Origin of the sequence: Cryobacterium sp. TMT1-19 (assembly GCF_004403055.1) — a bacterium.
Taxonomy (GTDB): Bacteria; Actinomycetota; Actinomycetes; order Actinomycetales; family Microbacteriaceae; genus Cryobacterium; species Cryobacterium sandaracinum.
On record NZ_SOHB01000014.1, the window covers coordinates 1 to 16,121 of the forward strand.

Genomic DNA, 16,121 nt, shown 5'->3' on the forward strand with positions numbered 1-16,121 from the left:
CGTAGGCGCGGCCGGCGCGGCGTAGGCGCGGCCGGCGCGGCGTAGGCGAGTCCGCGGTGGCCCGCGTTTCTACGCGGGCACCGCACCGTCGCTGGGCTTCCCCGCAGCCGGGCGTGCCGTCGCGGGGCGTCACGGCCCGGCGGCCACAGGCCGCAAACTGATACGCTCCGGCCATGCGAATCAAGATGTGCAGCGTCCACGTGAACGATCCGTCCGCCGCGTTCGACTTCTACACGTCCGTGCTCGGATTCGAGAAGCTGATGTCCATGCCGGAGCACCAGCTGTACATCGTGAAGTCCCCGGAAGACCCCGACGGGGTCGGCCTCCTCCTCGAGCCGAGCGACAACAAGGTCTCCCAGAAGTACGCTCAGGGCATCCGCAGCCTCGGGCTGCCGGCCATCGTGTTCGGCACACCGGATGTGCAGGCCGAGTACGAGCGACTCCGCACCCTGGGCGTTCAGTTCGCCGGCGCCCCCAGCACGGATGCCTACGGCACCTCCGTCATCTTCGACGACACCTGCGGCAACCTGATCCAGCTCCACGAAGACGAGCAGTAGCGAGCGCCCGGACTGCCGGGTCGCGTTCTGCGCTCCGACCCGCTTCCGACTCCCGATCCCCCTACAACTCCCGACTCCACCTCCCGACTCCAATCTGTGGCTAACTCAGGAGATCCCGACCAAGGCCGTCCCCGGGGCCACTGTTTCCGCGGCGGATGGTGTCCGATCGCGACCGTGCCGCCGGATCTCCTGAGTTAGCCCACGCCGCGCGGCGCACGACCGGAATACCGGGCCCGGATCATCCGTTGGGGCCAGTGTGAATCGATTTGCGAACGACCTGCTGCCCGCATCCACCGGCATGGGCGCGGTGACCCTGCGGGTGGGCGACCTCGACGCCATGATCACGTATTACCGCGACGCGGTGACCCTCGGGCTGCAGAGCCACGAGGGGCCGGTCGCCGTGCTCGGGCGCGGAACCACACCGATCGTTGTTCTGCAGCACGCCCCGGAGCTGGCCGCCGCCGAGCCCCGCTCGAGCGGGCTGTTCCACACCGCCATCCTCTTCGATACGCAGGCGCAGCTCGCCGCGGCCGTCTACTCGGTGGGCACAACGCATCCGGGATCGTTCACCGGCAGTGCCGATCACCTGGTCAGCCAGGCCTTCTACTTTACCGACCCGGAGGGCAACGGCATCGAGCTGTACTGGGACCGCGACCGCACCGAGTGGAGCTGGACCCACGGCCAGGTCGAGATGGCCACCCTCTACCTCGACCCGAACACCTTCATCGGCGAGCACCTGACCCGGGACGGTCAGGCGCATCCGTCGGTCGGCAACGCCATCGTCGGGCACGTGCACCTTTCCGTCGGCGACGTGGGCACGGCCCGCGAGTTCTACGTGGACCGCCTCGGCTTCGAGGCGACGGCGACCCTCGGTGGCCAGGCCCTGTTCGTCTCGACCGGCGGCTACCACCACCACATGGCCATGAACACCTGGAACAGCGCCGGCGCCGGCAAGCGCCGACTGGCCCTCGGGCTCGGCGAGGTCGAAATCATCCTGCCGGGCACCGACGACATCGGTGCCCTCAACGAACGGATGTCCCACTTCGGCGTGCAGACCCGTCACGACGGGCAGACCCTCGGCTTCGACGACCCGTGGGGCAACCAGATCGTGGTGCGCACGAAGTAGCCCGCGGCCCGCACGGCGTCAGCGCACGGCGTCAGCGCACGGCGTCAGCGCGGCGCACCCCGCCGACGCCGAACGCAGATGTCCTATGCGCCGGCTCCGGGCGCAGCGCCGGCTCCCGGCGCCGCACCCGTGCCGCGGGAGGCCGCCCGGGTGGCACGGCGGCTCAGGCCGTGCACGGCCGCCTGGTATTCCTTGGCTCCCAGCGGACGTCCCGGCAGCTTGGGCCGGCCACAGTCGACGGCCCGCAGCCCGTCGAGCACGATCGACAGCTGGCGCCGCCACTGGCCGGTGTAACCGCCGCCGAGGGTGCCGAGCGAGCCCACCATGGTGACGAGGACCGCGAGGTCGACCGCATCGACATCCGTTCGGAGGTCGCCGTCGCGTTTGGCCTGCGTGACGAGGGCCGACAGCACCGCTTTGAACGAGGCCGCCTTGCCGCGCGCCGGGTCGACCGTCTCCATGCGCTTGAGGATGGGCGGCAGCGACGGGTCGGCGACGAGCCACTCGGCGACGCGTTCGGTGTAGACGACGATGCCGTCCCACGCGGTGGGGGCAGCCGCGATCTCGTCGCGCACCGAGGCCAGCTCGGCGAGGGAGATGTCGTGCAGGGCCCTGACGAGGTCGTCCCGGGTGGAAAAATTGCGGTACAGCGTGGCCACGCCCACGTCGGCGCGGCGGGCGATCTCCTCCAGCGAAGCGTCAACGCCGTGCACCGCGATCAGTGCCCGCGCCTCAACGAGGAGACGCTCACGGTTCTGCCGGGCGTCACGCCGTCGAGGCTGCGCCCCATCCTGCGGGGTCGATTCGGGCGAAGTCATGACCCTGAGTCTAGGTCCCGAACCTTGGCATCGCGGAGGCTCACCTCCACGCCTCCCCCTGGCAGGTGTCAGCCAGTTGCGCCGGGCCGGGGCTGTCCCGCACAATGCAGTCAGCACCCGAACGAAACGGAGCACCATGTCGGTCGAGCACAACACCCGCGAGTTCGATCCCGAGATCGTGACGGATTTCCGGGAGCGGATGAGTTACGGCTCCTACCTCGATCTGGACACCCTGCTCGGTGCGCAGAAGCCGGTCAGCTCACCCGAGCACCACGACGAGCTTCTGTTCATCATCCAGCACCAGACCACCGAGCTCTGGCTGAAGCTCGTGCTGCACGAGCTGCGCGCCGCGACCGCGTTCCTGCGCCAGGACCAGATCGCCCCGGCCCTCAAATGCATCGCCCGGGTCAAGCACATCCAGCGCACCCTGACCGAGCAGTGGTCGGTGCTAGCCACGCTCACGCCCAGCGAATACGCCGAGTTCCGGCATTTCCTGGGCAACTCGTCCGGGTTCCAGTCGTATCAGTACCGGGCCGTCGAGTTCGCGCTCGGCAACAAGAACCGGCGCATGCTGAGCGTGTTCGAGAGCGATCCGGATGCTCACGCGCTCCTCTCCGAGATGCTTGCGGCCCCCAGCATTTATGACGAGTTCCTGCGCTACCTGCACCGGCAGGGGTTCGCTATCCCGGCATCCGTGCTGGAGCGCGACGTGACGGAGGCATGGGTGCTGCATCCGGAACTCGTGGCCACCTTTCGCGGGATCTACGAGAACGCGGGCGAGCACTGGGGTGCCTACGAGGCCTGCGAGGAACTCGTCGACCTGGAGGACAACTTCCAGCTCTGGCGGTTCCGTCACCTCAAGACCGTGCAGCGCATCATCGGCATGAAGACCGGTACCGGTGGGTCGAGCGGGGCCGCCTTCCTGCAGAAGGCGCTCGAGCTGACCTTCTTCCCCGAGTTGTTCGCCGTGCGCACCGAACTCGGCACATGAGGCACGGATGACCGGCGGCCGGCCAGGCGGATCGGTGCCAGGCGAACCGGTGCCAGGCGGATCGGTGCCAGGCGAACCGGTGCCGTGCGGACCGGTGCCAGGCGGATCGGTGCCGGGCAGGACGGTCGGCAGGACCGTGCTCCCGGGCTTCCTCGATGCGCATGTGCACCTCGCGCTGATCGACCCGGCCCCGCTCACCGCGGCCGGCATCGCCCGCGTGCTCGACCTCGGCGGGTGGACGCCGCCGAGGTCGACGCTTCCGGTCGAGTCCGACCCGGGTGCTCGACCTCGGCGGGTGGAGGTGGGCGCGGGAGAGCCACAGCGAGCGGGGCGTCCCGCGAGCGCGGTCCTTCCCGAGACCGTGTTCGCGGGGCAGTTCCTCGCCGCGCCGGGCGGCTACCCGAGCGAACGGTCCTGGGCCCCGGCAGGCAGCGTGCGCTTCGTGGCCCAGGCAACGGATGCCGCGGCCGCCGTCGACGACCAGCTGGCGCTCGGGGCATCCGTGATCAAGGTCACGCTGAACGGCGATGCCGGGCCAGTGCTGCCGCGCGCGGTTCTCGCGGCCATAGTCGGGCACGCCCACGATCGCGGGGCCCCCGTTCTCGCCCACGCCGAGGGGTCCGGCCAGGCGCTCCGCGCGTTCGAGGCCGGGGTGGACGCCCTGGCGCACACGCCGTTCAGCGAGCGGCTGGGCGACGAGGTGATTGCGGCCATGGCCAGGCGGATGGCATGGATCAGCACCCTCGACATCCACGGCTGGGGCGAGCCGACCGACGACTTCGATCGCGCGGTCGACAATCTGCGCCGCTTCCACCGGGCCGGCGGACAGGTGCTCTACGGCACCGACCTCGGCAACGGCCCGCTGCCGCTCGGGCTGAACCGGCGGGAGATCAACGCGCTGCTCGGCGCCGGCCTGAGCGGCGACGACGTGCTGCGGAGCCTGACCATGGGAAACCTCGGCGGCTTCCGGACCGTGCTGCGCGGCCCAACAGGCACCGAGCGCCTGGTCACGGTGCTGCGTGGCAAGCGCCCGGCCGACCCGGCCGCGTTCAGCGCCTGGCTCGGCACCGCCCGGGCGATCAGCCCGGCCGACCTCGGCGACCTCGGCGACCTCAGCACCCTCGACCCGCCGGATTCCTGAGCGCACCCCCGACCGCATCCGCCGCCGCACGGCCGTCCGCGCTTCCCGCAGTCGCGCGGCCACCCGCGTGGGTGGGATACTGCCAGCGCGGCACGGTGTCGGCGAGTCCCCGGGAAGCGCGCATCGCTGCGAGAGATGGCTGCCCATCATCCGTTCGACCTCGAGGAATCCAGATGACCCCCCACACCGACACCAGCCCCGCCGGCAACGGCAGCCAGGATGCCCAGCTCGCCTTCGCCCGCCGGATGGACCGCATCGACGGGCTCGGGCACTACCGACGGCAGTTCGTCGGCATCGAACCCGACAGCGCGACCGGCGCGACCGGGCACACCCCGAGCCTCGTCGCCTACCTCGACGGCAACTCCCTCGGCCGGCCCACCCGGGCCAGCGTGGCCCGCATCACCGAGTTCCTCACCCACGACTGGGGCACCCGCCTGATCCGCGGCTGGGACGAGGCCTGGCTGGACCTTCCGCTGAAAATCGGCGACGACATCGGCCGCGCCGCCCTCGGGGCCGCGCCCGGCCAGGTCTTCGTCGGCGACTCGACCACCGTGCTCCTCTACAAGTTGGCGCGGGCGGCCGTCGACTACCTCCGCGTCGACGCGGAGCCGACGCGCACCGAGATCGTGCTGGACACCGACAACTTCCCCACCGACCGCTACCTGCTCGAGGGCATCGCGGCCGAACGTGGCATGACGCTGCACTGGATCCACTCCGACCCCGCGAGCGGCGTCACAGTGGAGCAGGTGCGGCAGGCCGTGGGCCCGCAGACGGCGCTCGTGCTGCTCAGCCACGTGGCCTACCGCTCAAGTTTCCTTGCCGATATGCGCGAGATCACCGCGGTGGTGCACACCGCGGGCGGCCTCGTGCTCTGGGACCTCAGCCACTCGGTCGGCTCCGTGGTGGTCGAACTCGACCTGTGCGACGTGGACCTGGCCGTCGGCTGCTCCTACAAATACCTGAACGGCGGCCCCGGCGCCCCCGCGTTCGCCTATGTGCGCAGCGACCTGCAAGACGTTCTCACCCAGCCGATTCAGGGCTGGATGGGAACGAAGGATGTCTTCACGATGGGCCCGGGGTATGTGCCGGCCGACGGCATCCGTCGTTTCATGAGCGGAACCCCGCCGATCGTGGGGATGCTGGCCATGCAGGATTCGCTCGCGATGATCGAGGAGGCGGGCATCGACCAGGTGCGCGCCAAGTCGGTGGCACTGACCGAGTTCGCGCTGACCCTCGTGGATGCCTGGCTTGCCCCGATGGGCGTGACTGTGTCGTCGCCGCGAGAGCCCACGCACCGCGGCGGTCACGTGACCGTGAACCACCCCGCCATGCGACAGGTGACGCAGATTCTGTGGGAGCACGATGTGATCCCCGATTTCCGCACGCCCGACGCACTGCGCATCGGCCTGTCCCCGCTGAGCACAAGCTTCGTCGAGACCTTCGAGGGGGTCGCGGCGATCCGGGACGTGCTGCGCGGTGTGCTGCTCGGGCAGAGCGGGCTTGCCGGCGGAGCCAACGGTGGTCTCGGCACCGGCCTGGGCACCGGCCTGGCCGGTGCGCTCGGCGGCCCGGGGGTCGGCCTGTAGGATCGTGGAATCCACCCCCCGACGCCTCCGGAGTGAGCTATGCCAACAATCGTCGTAGAAGTTATGCCCAAGGCCGAGCTGCTCGACCCGCAGGGGAAGGCCGTCGCCGGCGCCCTGGGTCGCCTCGGCAAGACCCGTTTCACCAGCGTTCGCCTGGGCAAGCGGTTTGAACTCACCATCGACGGCCACGTCGACGACGCCGTGCTCGCCGAGGTGCAAGAACTCGCCGACACCGTACTGTCCAACACGGTGATCGAGGATGTCATCGGCATCCACGTGCTGGAGGCACCCGCCGGAGAGACCCACTGATGCGCATCGGCGTCGTCACGTTCCCCGGTTCGCTCGACGATCGCGACGCCGCGCGCGCGATCCGCCTGGCCGGCGCAGAGCCCGTCGCCCTCTGGCACGGCGAGCACGACCTGCACGGCGTGGACGCGCTCGTACTGCCCGGCGGCTTCAGCTACGGCGACTACCTGCGCTGCGGCGCCATCGCGAGCCTCTCTCCGATCATGGCCGAGGTCATCAGCGCGGCCAACGGCGGCATGCCCGTACTCGGTGTCTGCAACGGCTTCCAGATGCTGACCGAGGCGCACCTGCTCGAGGGCGGCCTGATTCGCAACGACCACGGCTCGTTCATCTGCCGCGACCAGAGATTGCGCGTCGAGAGCGCCCTCACCGACTGGACCGGCGGTTTCGCGGCCGGCCAGGAGATCACCATCCCGCTCAAGAACGGCGAGGGCGGCTTCATCGCCTCCGCCGACACGCTCGAGCGCCTCGAGGGTGAGGGCCGCGTGGTCGTGCGCTACGTCGGCATGAACCCGAACGGCTCGCTCAACGACATCGCCGGCATCAGTAACATGCGCGGCAACGTCGTCGGCCTGATGCCGCACCCCGAGCACGCGGTCGAGCCGGGCTTCGGCCCCGACACCGTCGACGCCATGCGCAGCGGCACCGACGGGATCACCTTCTTCACCTCCGTGATCGAACGGATGCTCGTCAGCGCGTAACAGCGTCCGCACCATGCGGTTGTCGGCGCGCCGGAGCGCCGGCGCGCTAGCCTGTCAGGGTGACGTCTAACAGCGGTGTGCGTGTGAGTGCCGCTGTCCGCGGGATGCCGCCGGGCTACTTCGCGTTGGTCATGGCCACGGGGATCATCTCGGTCGGGATGCACCTGATCGGCGTCCAGACGCTCAGCTTCATCCTTATGGTCGTGTGTGCCGCGGCCTACCTGATTCTCGTGGCGCTCACCGGGTGGCGGCTCATCGCCTATTCCGCGGCCTTCCTTGCGGACATGCACGATCCCCACCGCGGATTCCAGTTCTTCACTTTCGTCGCCGGCACCAACGTCCTGGCTGCCCGTCTCGCCATCGAGGGCTGGTTCGGCCTGGCGACGGTTCTCCTCGGGGTGTCCGGAATCACCTGGCTGTTGCTCGGCTACGCTCTCCCGTGGTTCGCGGTCCTGGGTCGCAGCGTGCGCCCCGTGCTCAACGCCGCGAACGGGACCTGGTTCATCTGGGTCGTCGCCAGCCAGTCGGTCGCCGTCGTGGCAGCCTCGTTGGAGCCCGTGTCGGGCGATGCCAGGGCACTGCTCGCAGTCCTCGCGATCTTGTCCTGGTCGGTGGGCATCTTCCTCTACGGAGCCGCGGGTGTTTTCGTATCCTTACGGTTGGTGCTCTATGACATCCGGCCTGAGCAGTTGGACCCGCCCTACTGGGTGTCCATGGGCGCGTGCGCGATCACGGTGCTGGCCGGTGCCCGCATCGTCGAAATGGCGGACGCCCCAATGGTGACCGCGACCCGGGGGCTCGTTGCGGGCGTCTCCGTCATGTTCTGGGCGTTCGCCACCTGGCTCATCCCCGTGCTCATCGCGGTGGGGTTCTGGCGTCACGTCACACACCGAGTGCCACTGCGCTACGAAGCGACGCTGTGGAGCATCGCATTTCCTGTCGGGATGTACGCGGTCGCCGGAATCTACCTGGGCCAGGCCGATGACCTTCCACTGGTCGGGCAGATCGGGACCGTCTCACTCTGGGTGGCTCTCGTGGTGTGGTTGGTCGTGTTCACCGCGATGGTCCGCCAGCCGCTGCGGGCAGGTGGACTGTTTCGTGGATCCCCTGACCCGCGGCACCTGAACGTTGAGCCCGCAGTCACCGACCGACCGAGAAAGTGAGAACCGACCCGTGCAGAAAATTTCGATCGAGGCGTTCGCCCGCGAACACCTGAAGGCAGCCGCAGCCGGCACCAGTGGTCGCGCAGCCGGAACGGTCTTCGGCGGCCACGAGAAGGTGATGCGTCAAACCGTCATTGCGCTGCTGGCCGGGATCTCCCTGAGCGAGCATGAGAATCCGGGTGAGGCGACGGTCTATGTCCTCAGCGGGCGCGTGCGGCTAAGAGCCGGCGACGACGTCTGGGAGGGGCGCGCCGGTGATTTCCTGATCGTTCCGGACGCACGGCACAGCCTTGAGGCGGTCGTAGATTCCACGGTCCTGATGACCGTTGCCAAGAAGGGCTAGAACGCCAGATCGAGGACCGCCGCGACAGGCGCGCAGCGATCCCCGTGCCGGTGATCAGGCGATGATCGTCCACGGGTTCTCGATCAGACGGGTCAGCGTTTGCAGGAACTGTGCGGCCACAGCGCCGTCGATGATCCGGTGGTCCGCCGACAGGGTGTAGCGCATCCTGTGCCGGGCAACGATCTCGTCCCCGACCACGACAGCCTCGCGGGCGGTGCCGCCGACGGCCAGGATCGCCCCTTCGGGCGGGTTGATGATCGCGGTGAACTGCTCCACACCGAACATGCCGAGGTTGCTGATGGTGAACGTGCCGCCCGACATCTGGCCGGCTGTGAGCTTCTTGGCGTTGGCCAGGGAGACGAGCTGCTTGGCTTCCGTACCGAGCTGGCTGACGGTCTTCTGGTCCGCGTCCTCGATCACGGGAACCACGAGGCCGTTGCCCGAGGCGACAGCCACACCGATGTTGACGCGGTGGTGCACCAGCATCTCGACGCTCGCGTCGTCGATGTAGGACGCGTTGACCTCGGGGTGCTCGCGGAGGGCGAGCGCGCTCGCCCGAATCAGCAGGTCGTTGATGCTCACCTTCGGCCGACCGGCCTGAACGAGTTGCGCGTTCAGCTCGGTGCGCAACTTCACGAGGTTCTCGGCGTCGGCCGCGGCGGTGACGAAGAAGTGCGGAATGGTGCGGGCGCTCTCACCCAGCCGCCGCGCGATGATGCGGCGCATGTTGCTCAGCGGGATCGCCTCGGACGCGCGCTTGTCGAGGGTGTCCGGTGAGGGTGCGGCGGCTGCCGCGCTCGGAGCGACCACGGTCGCGTTGGGGACGGCAAAGTCGGCACCGGGCGCGGGCGCCTGGGCGAGAAGTGCGTCGGTATCCGAGCGGATGATGCGGCCGCCGGGGCCCGTGCCGCGCACCTGGCTCAGGTCGAGATGGTTTTCCCGCGCGAGCTTGCGCACCAGCGGTGACGCGAAGAGGCGCTCACCGCGCCCGGCGGCGTTCCCGTCCGCATTGCCATCGGTCGGAGGAACTGCCGGTGCGGCCTCGGCCGCCGGCGCAGCCGCCGGTGCGTCGGCAGCGGCGGCCGGCGTCGCCCCCGGCATGACACTCGGCTTGCCGTCGTCCAGCAGTGCGATGGGCTCGCCGATGGAGACCAGCTTCCCCTCTGCCACGAGATGCTCCGAGAGTGTGCCGGCCTCGTAGGCTTCGTACTCCATCGTGGCCTTATCGGTCTCGATCTCGACGAGCAGGTCCCCGACCTCGACCCGGTCACCGGGCTGCTTGTGCCAGATCGCGATCGCGCCTTCCTCCATCGTGTCGGAGAGGCGGGGCATTGTGATTTCGATCATGATTTTTCACCCATCGGGTAGCGGCGGCGACCGACGGCGTCGAGGGTCTGCCGGATGGCGCCGATGACGTCCTCCGCCGACGGCAACGCGGCCGTCTCCAAAGGTTTTGAGTACGGCAGCGGCACCTCTGCCATCGCGACGCGTCGAACGGGCGCGTCCAGGTAGTCGAAGGCGCCGTCGGAAATCGTGGCCGCAATTTCAGCGCCGATTCCATAGGTCAGCCAGTCATCCTCGAGGATGACGGCGGCGTGCGTCTTCTTGACGGACTCCACAACCGTTTCGCGGTCCAGCGGACGCAGGCTGCGCAGGTCGATGACCTCGATGTCGAGGCCGTCCGATTCCGCGAGCTGCGCCGCGACCTGCGACGCGACGTGGGCCATCCGTGAATAGCCGATCAGGGTGATGTCGCTTCCCTTGCGGGTGACGGCAGCCTTGCCGATTTCGGCCGACACGTCGCCGTCAGGCACCTCGCCCTTGATGTTGTAGAGCGACAGGTTTTCCAGGAACAGCACGGGGTCATCGTCCCGGATCGCCGCGATCAGAAGCGCCTTGGCGTCGGCCGGCGTGCTGGGTGCGACGACCTTCATCCCGGGGACGAAGGCGTAGAAGAGCTCGATGTTCTGCGAGTGGGTCGCACCCAGCTGCTGTCCGCCGCCACCCGGCGTGCGGATGACGAGAGGCACTCGGGCCTGTCCACCGAACATGCCGTAGATCTTGGCGGCGTGGTTCACGATCTGGTCGAGCGCGAGCAGGGAGAAGTTGATGGTCATGATCTCGACCACGGGGCGGAGCCCGAGCATCGCGGCGCCGATGGCGGCACCGGTGAAACCCTCTTCGGCGATCGAGGTGTCCCGCACGCGCTTCTCGCCGAACTCGTCGAGCATGCCCGCGGTGATCTTGTACGCGCCTTCGAAGAGACCGATCTCCTCACCCATCAGGAACACATTTTCGTCACGCAGCATCTCGGAACGCAGCGTGTCGTGCAGTGCCTGGCGATAGGTCATGATGCTCATTGGTTGACTCCGTAGTCGGGGATCGGTGCCGGCTCGAACAGAGGCTGCCCGGGCAACCGATGGGAGTCATTGGCCACGGCTGTGGCGTAGGTGTAGTCGAACAGGGTCGACACATTCGGGAACGGGCTGTTCTCGGCGAACGCCGCCGCCTCGGTTGCCTGAAGGGTTACTTCCTCGTCGATCTTCGCCAGTTCCTGCTCGTCGAGCAGACCGTCCGCGACCAGCTTGCCGGCGAAGGTGTGCACCGGGTCTCGTTCCTTGACCAGGGACATCTCCTCGTCGGAGCGGTACTTGGCCGGGTCGACGACGGAGTGCCCACGCAGTCGTTCCGTCACGACCTCGAGCAGGAAGGGCTTACCGCTGCGAGCCTGAGCAACGGCACGCTGGGCGGCCTCGAACACGGCGACGGGATCGAGCCCATCGACGCGTTCCGACGCCATCCGGTACGCGGATGCGCGCTTGTAGAGGTCCGGCTCAGCCGAAGCCTTGTCTACCGTCGTGGCCATTCCCAGCCTGTTGTTGATGATGACGTAGACGATCGGAAGGTTCCAGAGAGACGCGATGTTCAAAGACTCGTGGAATGCTCCGATGTTCGTGGTGCCATCGCCCATCGTGCACAGCACGATCTCGTCGCCGGCGCGGTAGTCGATGGCCAGGGCGGCCCCCGTCGCCAGCGGGATCTGGCCGCCGACGATGCCGTAGCCGCCCAGCATCCGCTTCTCGAGGTCGAACATGTGCATCGAGCCGCCCCACCCCTTGGACACCCCGTCGGATCGGCCGTACAGTTCGGCCATCACCCGGTTGGGGTGGATGCCGCGGGTGATCGCGTAGCCATGCTCGCGGTAGTTGGTGAAGAGGTAGTCGCTCGGGCGGAGCGCGGACATGAGCCCGACGACCGCAGCCTCCTCGCCGAGATTCAGGTGGCAGTAGCCGCCGATCAGCGCTTGCGTGTAGGCCCGTGCGGCTCGCTCTTCGAACCGGCGGATGAGCATCATCTGGCGGTAGAACCCGGTCAAGAGTTCCCGGTCGGCCGGGGAGACATCGGGTTTTGCGCCCGGGGTCGGCCGACCCGGGGAAGTGGTTGGTCGGGACTGGGTCGCCACGGCTGTACGCGGTCGAGTGGTCATGGAAGAACTCCCTGCTCGGCCTTCGTGAGGTCGGAGATCGAAGAGTCGCATCGAATTTTAATGATACGAATTAGTTTCATTCTACATCCGAGAGTACGTTTGCGTTAAACGTTTTTTTGAAGATCCGAAGGGCCGGACATGGACTCAGCGACCCCAGCGAGCCCGGTTCGCAAGCGCGGCCGACCCACGGAGGCGGGGCGCGTCGAGCGTCGAGGCCAGATCCTCGACGCCGCGTTGCCGGTCTTCCTCGAATATGGCTTCGGCAAGGCGACGGTGGACCGGATTGCCGCCGCGTCCCGCGTCACCAAGCGCACCATCTACACCTACTTCGGCGACAAGGATGGCGTCTTCACCGAGATGCAGCGACGCCTCGCCGCGAACGTCAGTGGCGAGCCTGTCCGTCCGGAGACGCTGGAATCACTCGCCGCGCGTATCGTGTACGGGTTGCACTCGGCCCAGATGATCGGACTACACCGCCTCGTGATCGCCGAGTCGCTGCGTTTTCCCGAACTCGCCCGACGGCTGCACGACAACGGCGACATGCGCCACATCGCGCGCCTCGCAGACCACATTCGGGCCGAGCACGGCCAGGCGGCCGCTGCCCGTGCCGAGCAGCTCTACGCACTGCTGCTGGGCGAAGACTACCGGCGGCGGCTGCTCGGGCTGCTCGAACCGGTGACCGCCGCCGAGGCCGCGGTCCACGCTCGGTCCGCGCTGGCCGTCATCCAGTTGACGACGGCGAGCCCCCCGTCCGACGCCGCATCGGCAGCGGGTGCGCCGAGTCCGTGATGACGATCCGATCATCGATCCTGCCCTGGCGCATCTCGTCGAGGACGTCGGTCAGCTCCTCGAGGCGGCCAGTGGCGACAGCCGGGTGGAACACTCCACGGTTGTGGAAAATCAGGGCTTCGAGAAGGTCACGGCGGGTGCCCCCGATCGAACCGCGAATGGTGAGGCCCTTGAGCACGATGTCGAAGATCGGCGCCGACAGCCCACCGCCGTCAGGCAGCGATGGCCTCAGCTGCAGCCGCTCGTGCTGCCACAGCTTTCGCAGACGTAGCACGAACCGGACGGACGCATGGCGGTGCCGCACGACATGCACAGCGGCGAATCCAGGCTGAGACCCTGCTGAGCCTCGAGTAGTTCCGCCGAGGAATGCACCGCTCGAGTCGCCCCTGCAGGCGGCTGGGCCGGAGGCAGCACCTGGCTCGGTGGCGCCGTTTCCGTTGCTTCAGAGCCACCCGCATCGAGCTGGGAAACGCGCTCGGCGGTCGTGAAGATCCCCATCGACGAGCGCGTGGCGAACGGCAGGTGGTCCAGGGCCAGGCGGCGGAAAATGTAGTCCATCATCGACTGCGCCATCCGGATGTCCGGGTCATCGGTCATCCCCGCCGGTTCGAAGCGCAGATTGGTGAACTTCTCGACGTAGGTCGGCAGCGGCACCCCGTACTGCAGGCCGATCGAGACCGCGATGGAGAATGCGTCCATGACCCCGGACAGAGTAGAACCCTGTTTGCCCAGCCGGAGGAAGATCTCGCCGAGTTCGTCGTTGGGGTACAACCCCGCCGTGAGATGCCCCTCGGCGCCGGCGACGGCGAAGGACGTGGTGATCGACGTGCGGGACTTCGGGAGTCGCCGCCGGATCGGCGACGCGGGCTGCACGACCGGCACGGACGCCGGGGCGGCCTTGCCGTCCGATAAGGGCTGACCGACCTTGCAGTTGTCGCGGTAAATGGCCACCGCCTTGAGCCCGAGCTTCCAGCCCTGGAAGTAGACCTCCTCCACTTCGTCGACCGTTGCGCTCTGCGGGAGGTTGACGGTTTTGGAGATGGCTCCGGAGAGGAACGGCTGAACCGCGGCCATCATGCGCACGTGGCCCATCGGCGCGATGGCCCTCTTTCCCATGGCGCAGTCGAAGATCGCGTAGTGTTCCGGTTCGAGCCCGGGGGCACCGATGACCTGTCCGTGCAGGGCGATGTGTTCGACGATCGCCTCGGCGGCCTCCTGCGGGTACCCCAGGCCGCGCAGCGCTCGGGGCACGGTCTGGTTGACGATCTGCATGGAGCCGCCACCCACCAGCTTCTTGAACTTCACCAGTGAGAAATCCGGTTCGATTCCCGTGGTGTCACAGTCCATCATGAAGCCGATCGTGCCGGTGGGAGCGAGAACACTGGCTTGCGCGTTTCGCCAGCCGGACACCTCCCCCAACATCAGGGCCTGCTGCCAGGCCGCCGACGCCCGATCATGGATCTCGCCGCTCATGCCACCCGAGGTCTGCAGGGCGATGTCGGCTGCCTCGTGCTTGCGCATGACTCTCGTGTGGGCCTCCGCATTGCGCGCGAAGCCCTCGTACGGGCCAACCACTCCGGCCAGCTCGGCCGAACGCCGGTAGGCGGTTCCGGTCATCAGGGAGGTGATCCCGGCGGCCACTGCCCTGCCCGACTCGGAATCGTAGGCGTGACCGGCGGCCATCAGGAGAGCACCGAGGTTGGCGTAGCCGATGCCCAGCTGGCGGAACGCGCGGGTCGTCTCACCGATGGCCGGCGTCGGGAAGTCGGCGAAGCAGATCGAGATGTCCATCGCCGTGGTGATCAGCTCGACCGCCCGAACGAAGGCATCCGTGTCGAACACGTCCTCCCCCGGGACGGCGTCGGCGCGCAGAAACTTGAGCAGATTGAGCGAGGCCAGGTTGCAGGACGAGTTGTCGAGCGACATGTACTCCGAGCAGGGATTCGACGCCGTGATCCGACCCGATTCGGGATTGGTATGCCAGTCGTTGATGGTGTCGTCATACTGGATTCCCGGGTCGGCGCAGTCCCACGCCGCTTGGGCGAGTTGACGGAACAGGCCCGGTCCGTGCACTGACTCGATCTCGCTTCCGTCCTGCCGGGAGGTGAGGGAGAAGCTGGTGCCGTTTTCCACGGCTCGCATGAACTCGTCACTGACCCGAACGGTGTTGTTGGCGTTCTGGTACTGCACGCTCGCCATGTCCGCACCGCCGAGGTCCATGTCGTAGCCGGCATCCCGCAGAGCGCGGATTTTGCCTTCCTCCCTCGACTTGGCCTCGATGAATTCCACGATGTCCGGGTGGTCCACGTCGAGCACCACCATTTTGGCAGCACGCCGGGTCGCCCCGCCGGACTTGATCGTGCCCGCGCTGGCATCGGCGCCGCGCATGAACGAGACGGGCCCACTGGCCGTTCCGCCGGAGGAGAGCAGCTCTTTGGAGGAACGCAGTTGGGACAGGTTCACCCCCGCCCCAGAACCGCCCTTGAAGATCATCCCCTCATCGCGGTACCAGCCGAGAATGGACTCCATTGTGTCCTCGACCGAGAGGATGAAGCAGGCGCTGACCTGCTGCGGCGATGGCGTCCCGACGTTGAACCACACCGGGGAGTTGAACGAGAAGACCTGATGCAGGAGCAGCCAGGTCAGTTCCGCACCGAAGACCTCCGCGTCGCCGTCCCCGGCGAAGTACCCGTTCGCCGACCCGGCAACCACATACTGCGTGACCACCCGGTCGATCAGCTGCTTGAGGCTGGACTCCCGCTCGGGCGACCCGATGGCCCCGCGAAAGTACTTCGTGCTCACAATGGTGGAGGCGTTCGCCGACCAGGTGTCCGGGAACTCGACACCCTTCTGCTCGAAGACGGTTTCGCCATTCTTCCAGTTCGTCTGCACGACATCGCGAAGCTCCCAGACCACCTCGTCGTACGGGTGGACCCCGGGCGTGCTGAAGTGGCGCTCGATGGCCAGTCCGGCACTATGCGCACCCTGATCGCTTCCGTCAGACCCGGCTTCGGCGTTCTGATTCCTGCTGCTCACGTTCGCTCCCCACTCACGACACCCGAATGCCATATTACTACCAGTGGGTGTCAACTCCTCAGTGAACCACTACATGT

The 16,121-nt window shown here is 67.7% G+C and carries 15 protein-coding genes; 10 read left to right on the forward strand and 5 right to left on the reverse strand.

Going from position 1 to position 16,121, the window contains the following annotated elements:
• Nucleotides 1-173 precede the first annotated feature (173 nt).
• Together E3T40_RS03360 and E3T40_RS03365 are read left to right on the forward strand one after the other, a co-directional pair.
• Nucleotides 174-557 carry a VOC family protein gene (locus E3T40_RS03360; protein ID WP_104169578.1) on the forward strand — a complete coding sequence of 128 codons (384 nt, stop codon included), beginning with the start codon at nucleotides 174-176 and terminating at the stop codon, nucleotides 555-557.
• Between the two features lie 298 nt (nucleotides 558-855).
• The gene (locus tag E3T40_RS03365) at nucleotides 856-1,683 is read left to right on the forward strand and encodes a VOC family protein (protein ID WP_134542657.1); all 828 of its coding nucleotides are present in this window, start codon (nucleotides 856-858) and stop codon (nucleotides 1,681-1,683) included.
• Between the two features lie 83 nt (nucleotides 1,684-1,766).
• On the opposite strand, the gene E3T40_RS03370 is transcribed toward E3T40_RS03365, so the two are convergent.
• Nucleotides 1,767-2,501, reverse strand: a complete 735-nt coding sequence (locus E3T40_RS03370) for a TetR/AcrR family transcriptional regulator (RefSeq protein WP_158252013.1) — start codon at nucleotides 2,499-2,501, stop codon at nucleotides 1,767-1,769.
• Nucleotides 2,502-2,637: 136 nt separating this feature from the next.
• Between E3T40_RS03370 and kynA the strand changes: the two genes are divergently transcribed.
• The 7 genes from kynA to E3T40_RS03405 all read left to right on the forward strand — a co-directional run bounded on the left by kynA (nucleotide 2,638) and on the right by E3T40_RS03405 (nucleotide 8,732).
• Nucleotides 2,638-3,492, forward strand: a complete 855-nt coding sequence (kynA, locus tag E3T40_RS03375) for a tryptophan 2,3-dioxygenase (RefSeq protein ID WP_104169576.1) — start codon at nucleotides 2,638-2,640, stop codon at nucleotides 3,490-3,492.
• A 136-nt stretch (nucleotides 3,493-3,628) separates the two neighbouring features.
• Nucleotides 3,629-4,633, forward strand: coding sequence for an amidohydrolase (locus E3T40_RS03380; protein ID WP_134542649.1), 1,005 nt, complete (start codon nucleotides 3,629-3,631; stop codon nucleotides 4,631-4,633).
• A gap of 173 nt (nucleotides 4,634-4,806) precedes the next feature.
• The gene (locus E3T40_RS03385) at nucleotides 4,807-6,219 is read left to right on the forward strand and encodes a kynureninase (RefSeq protein WP_104169574.1); all 1,413 of its coding nucleotides are present in this window, start codon (nucleotides 4,807-4,809) and stop codon (nucleotides 6,217-6,219) included.
• A 39-nt stretch (nucleotides 6,220-6,258) separates the two neighbouring features.
• Nucleotides 6,259-6,528 (forward strand): phosphoribosylformylglycinamidine synthase subunit PurS, encoded by a 270-nt coding sequence (gene purS / locus E3T40_RS03390; protein ID WP_104099452.1) that lies wholly within the window; start codon nucleotides 6,259-6,261, stop codon nucleotides 6,526-6,528.
• A complete protein-coding gene (gene purQ, locus E3T40_RS03395; protein ID WP_104169573.1) occupies nucleotides 6,528-7,226 on the forward strand; it encodes a phosphoribosylformylglycinamidine synthase subunit PurQ in 699 nt (232 codons plus the stop codon). Before purS ends, purQ begins: the two co-directional genes overlap by 1 nt.
• Before the next feature lie 59 nt (nucleotides 7,227-7,285).
• Nucleotides 7,286-8,389, forward strand: a complete 1,104-nt coding sequence (locus tag E3T40_RS03400; protein WP_104169572.1) for a tellurite resistance/C4-dicarboxylate transporter family protein — start codon at nucleotides 7,286-7,288, stop codon at nucleotides 8,387-8,389.
• A gap of 10 nt (nucleotides 8,390-8,399) precedes the next feature.
• Complete coding sequence (locus E3T40_RS03405) at nucleotides 8,400-8,732, forward strand: cupin domain-containing protein (RefSeq protein WP_104194316.1); 333 nt, start codon at nucleotides 8,400-8,402, stop codon at nucleotides 8,730-8,732.
• A 54-nt stretch (nucleotides 8,733-8,786) separates the two neighbouring features.
• On the opposite strand, the gene E3T40_RS03410 is transcribed toward E3T40_RS03405, so the two are convergent.
• From E3T40_RS03410 to pdhA, 3 genes are read right to left on the reverse strand one after another with little or no spacing between them, the layout of a single operon-like run.
• Nucleotides 8,787-10,079: a dihydrolipoamide acetyltransferase family protein gene (locus E3T40_RS03410; RefSeq protein ID WP_174843640.1), complete on the reverse strand. Its 1,293-nt coding sequence runs from the start codon at nucleotides 10,077-10,079 to the stop codon at nucleotides 8,787-8,789.
• Entirely contained in the window at nucleotides 10,076-11,092 is a 1,017-nt protein-coding gene (locus E3T40_RS03415) for an alpha-ketoacid dehydrogenase subunit beta (protein WP_104099447.1), read from the reverse strand. Before E3T40_RS03415 ends, E3T40_RS03410 begins: the two co-directional genes overlap by 4 nt.
• Nucleotides 11,089-12,219, reverse strand: a complete 1,131-nt coding sequence (pdhA, locus tag E3T40_RS03420) for a pyruvate dehydrogenase (acetyl-transferring) E1 component subunit alpha (protein ID WP_134542650.1) — start codon at nucleotides 12,217-12,219, stop codon at nucleotides 11,089-11,091. The genes E3T40_RS03415 and pdhA overlap by 4 nt, the downstream gene beginning before the upstream one ends.
• Nucleotides 12,220-12,357: 138 nt before the next feature.
• Here pdhA and E3T40_RS03425 point away from each other — a divergent pair, with 138 nt between their 5' ends.
• Complete coding sequence (locus E3T40_RS03425) at nucleotides 12,358-13,008, forward strand: TetR/AcrR family transcriptional regulator (protein WP_104169570.1); 651 nt, start codon at nucleotides 12,358-12,360, stop codon at nucleotides 13,006-13,008.
• A gap of 228 nt (nucleotides 13,009-13,236) precedes the next feature.
• On the opposite strand, the gene E3T40_RS03430 is transcribed toward E3T40_RS03425, so the two are convergent.
• Nucleotides 13,237-16,044: a vitamin B12-dependent ribonucleotide reductase gene (locus tag E3T40_RS03430; RefSeq protein ID WP_255408562.1), complete on the reverse strand. Its 2,808-nt coding sequence runs from the start codon at nucleotides 16,042-16,044 to the stop codon at nucleotides 13,237-13,239.
• Nucleotides 16,045-16,121: the final 77 nt, after the last annotated feature.

Excerpts from the sequence above, each read along its gene's own strand:
- purS (WP_104099452.1), top strand. The coding sequence starts at position 6,259 with ATGCCAACAATCGTCGTAGAAGTTATGCCCAAGGCCGAGCTGCTCGAC.
- purQ (WP_104169573.1), top strand. The coding sequence starts at position 6,528 with ATGCGCATCGGCGTCGTCACGTTCCCCGGTTCGCTCGACGATCGCGAC.
- E3T40_RS03410 (WP_174843640.1), bottom strand. The coding sequence starts at position 10,079 with ATGATCGAAATCACAATGCCCCGCCTCTCCGACACGATGGAGGAAGGC.
- E3T40_RS03385 (WP_104169574.1), top strand. The coding sequence starts at position 4,807 with ATGACCCCCCACACCGACACCAGCCCCGCCGGCAACGGCAGCCAGGAT.
- kynA (WP_104169576.1), top strand. The coding sequence starts at position 2,638 with ATGTCGGTCGAGCACAACACCCGCGAGTTCGATCCCGAGATCGTGACG.
- pdhA (WP_134542650.1), bottom strand. The coding sequence starts at position 12,219 with ATGACCACTCGACCGCGTACAGCCGTGGCGACCCAGTCCCGACCAACC.
- E3T40_RS03415 (WP_104099447.1), bottom strand. The coding sequence starts at position 11,092 with ATGAGCATCATGACCTATCGCCAGGCACTGCACGACACGCTGCGTTCC.
- E3T40_RS03370 (WP_158252013.1), bottom strand. The coding sequence starts at position 2,501 with ATGACTTCGCCCGAATCGACCCCGCAGGATGGGGCGCAGCCTCGACGG.
- E3T40_RS03360 (WP_104169578.1), top strand. The coding sequence starts at position 174 with ATGCGAATCAAGATGTGCAGCGTCCACGTGAACGATCCGTCCGCCGCG.
- E3T40_RS03365 (WP_134542657.1), top strand. The coding sequence starts at position 856 with ATGGGCGCGGTGACCCTGCGGGTGGGCGACCTCGACGCCATGATCACG.
- E3T40_RS03425 (WP_104169570.1), top strand. The coding sequence starts at position 12,358 with ATGGACTCAGCGACCCCAGCGAGCCCGGTTCGCAAGCGCGGCCGACCC.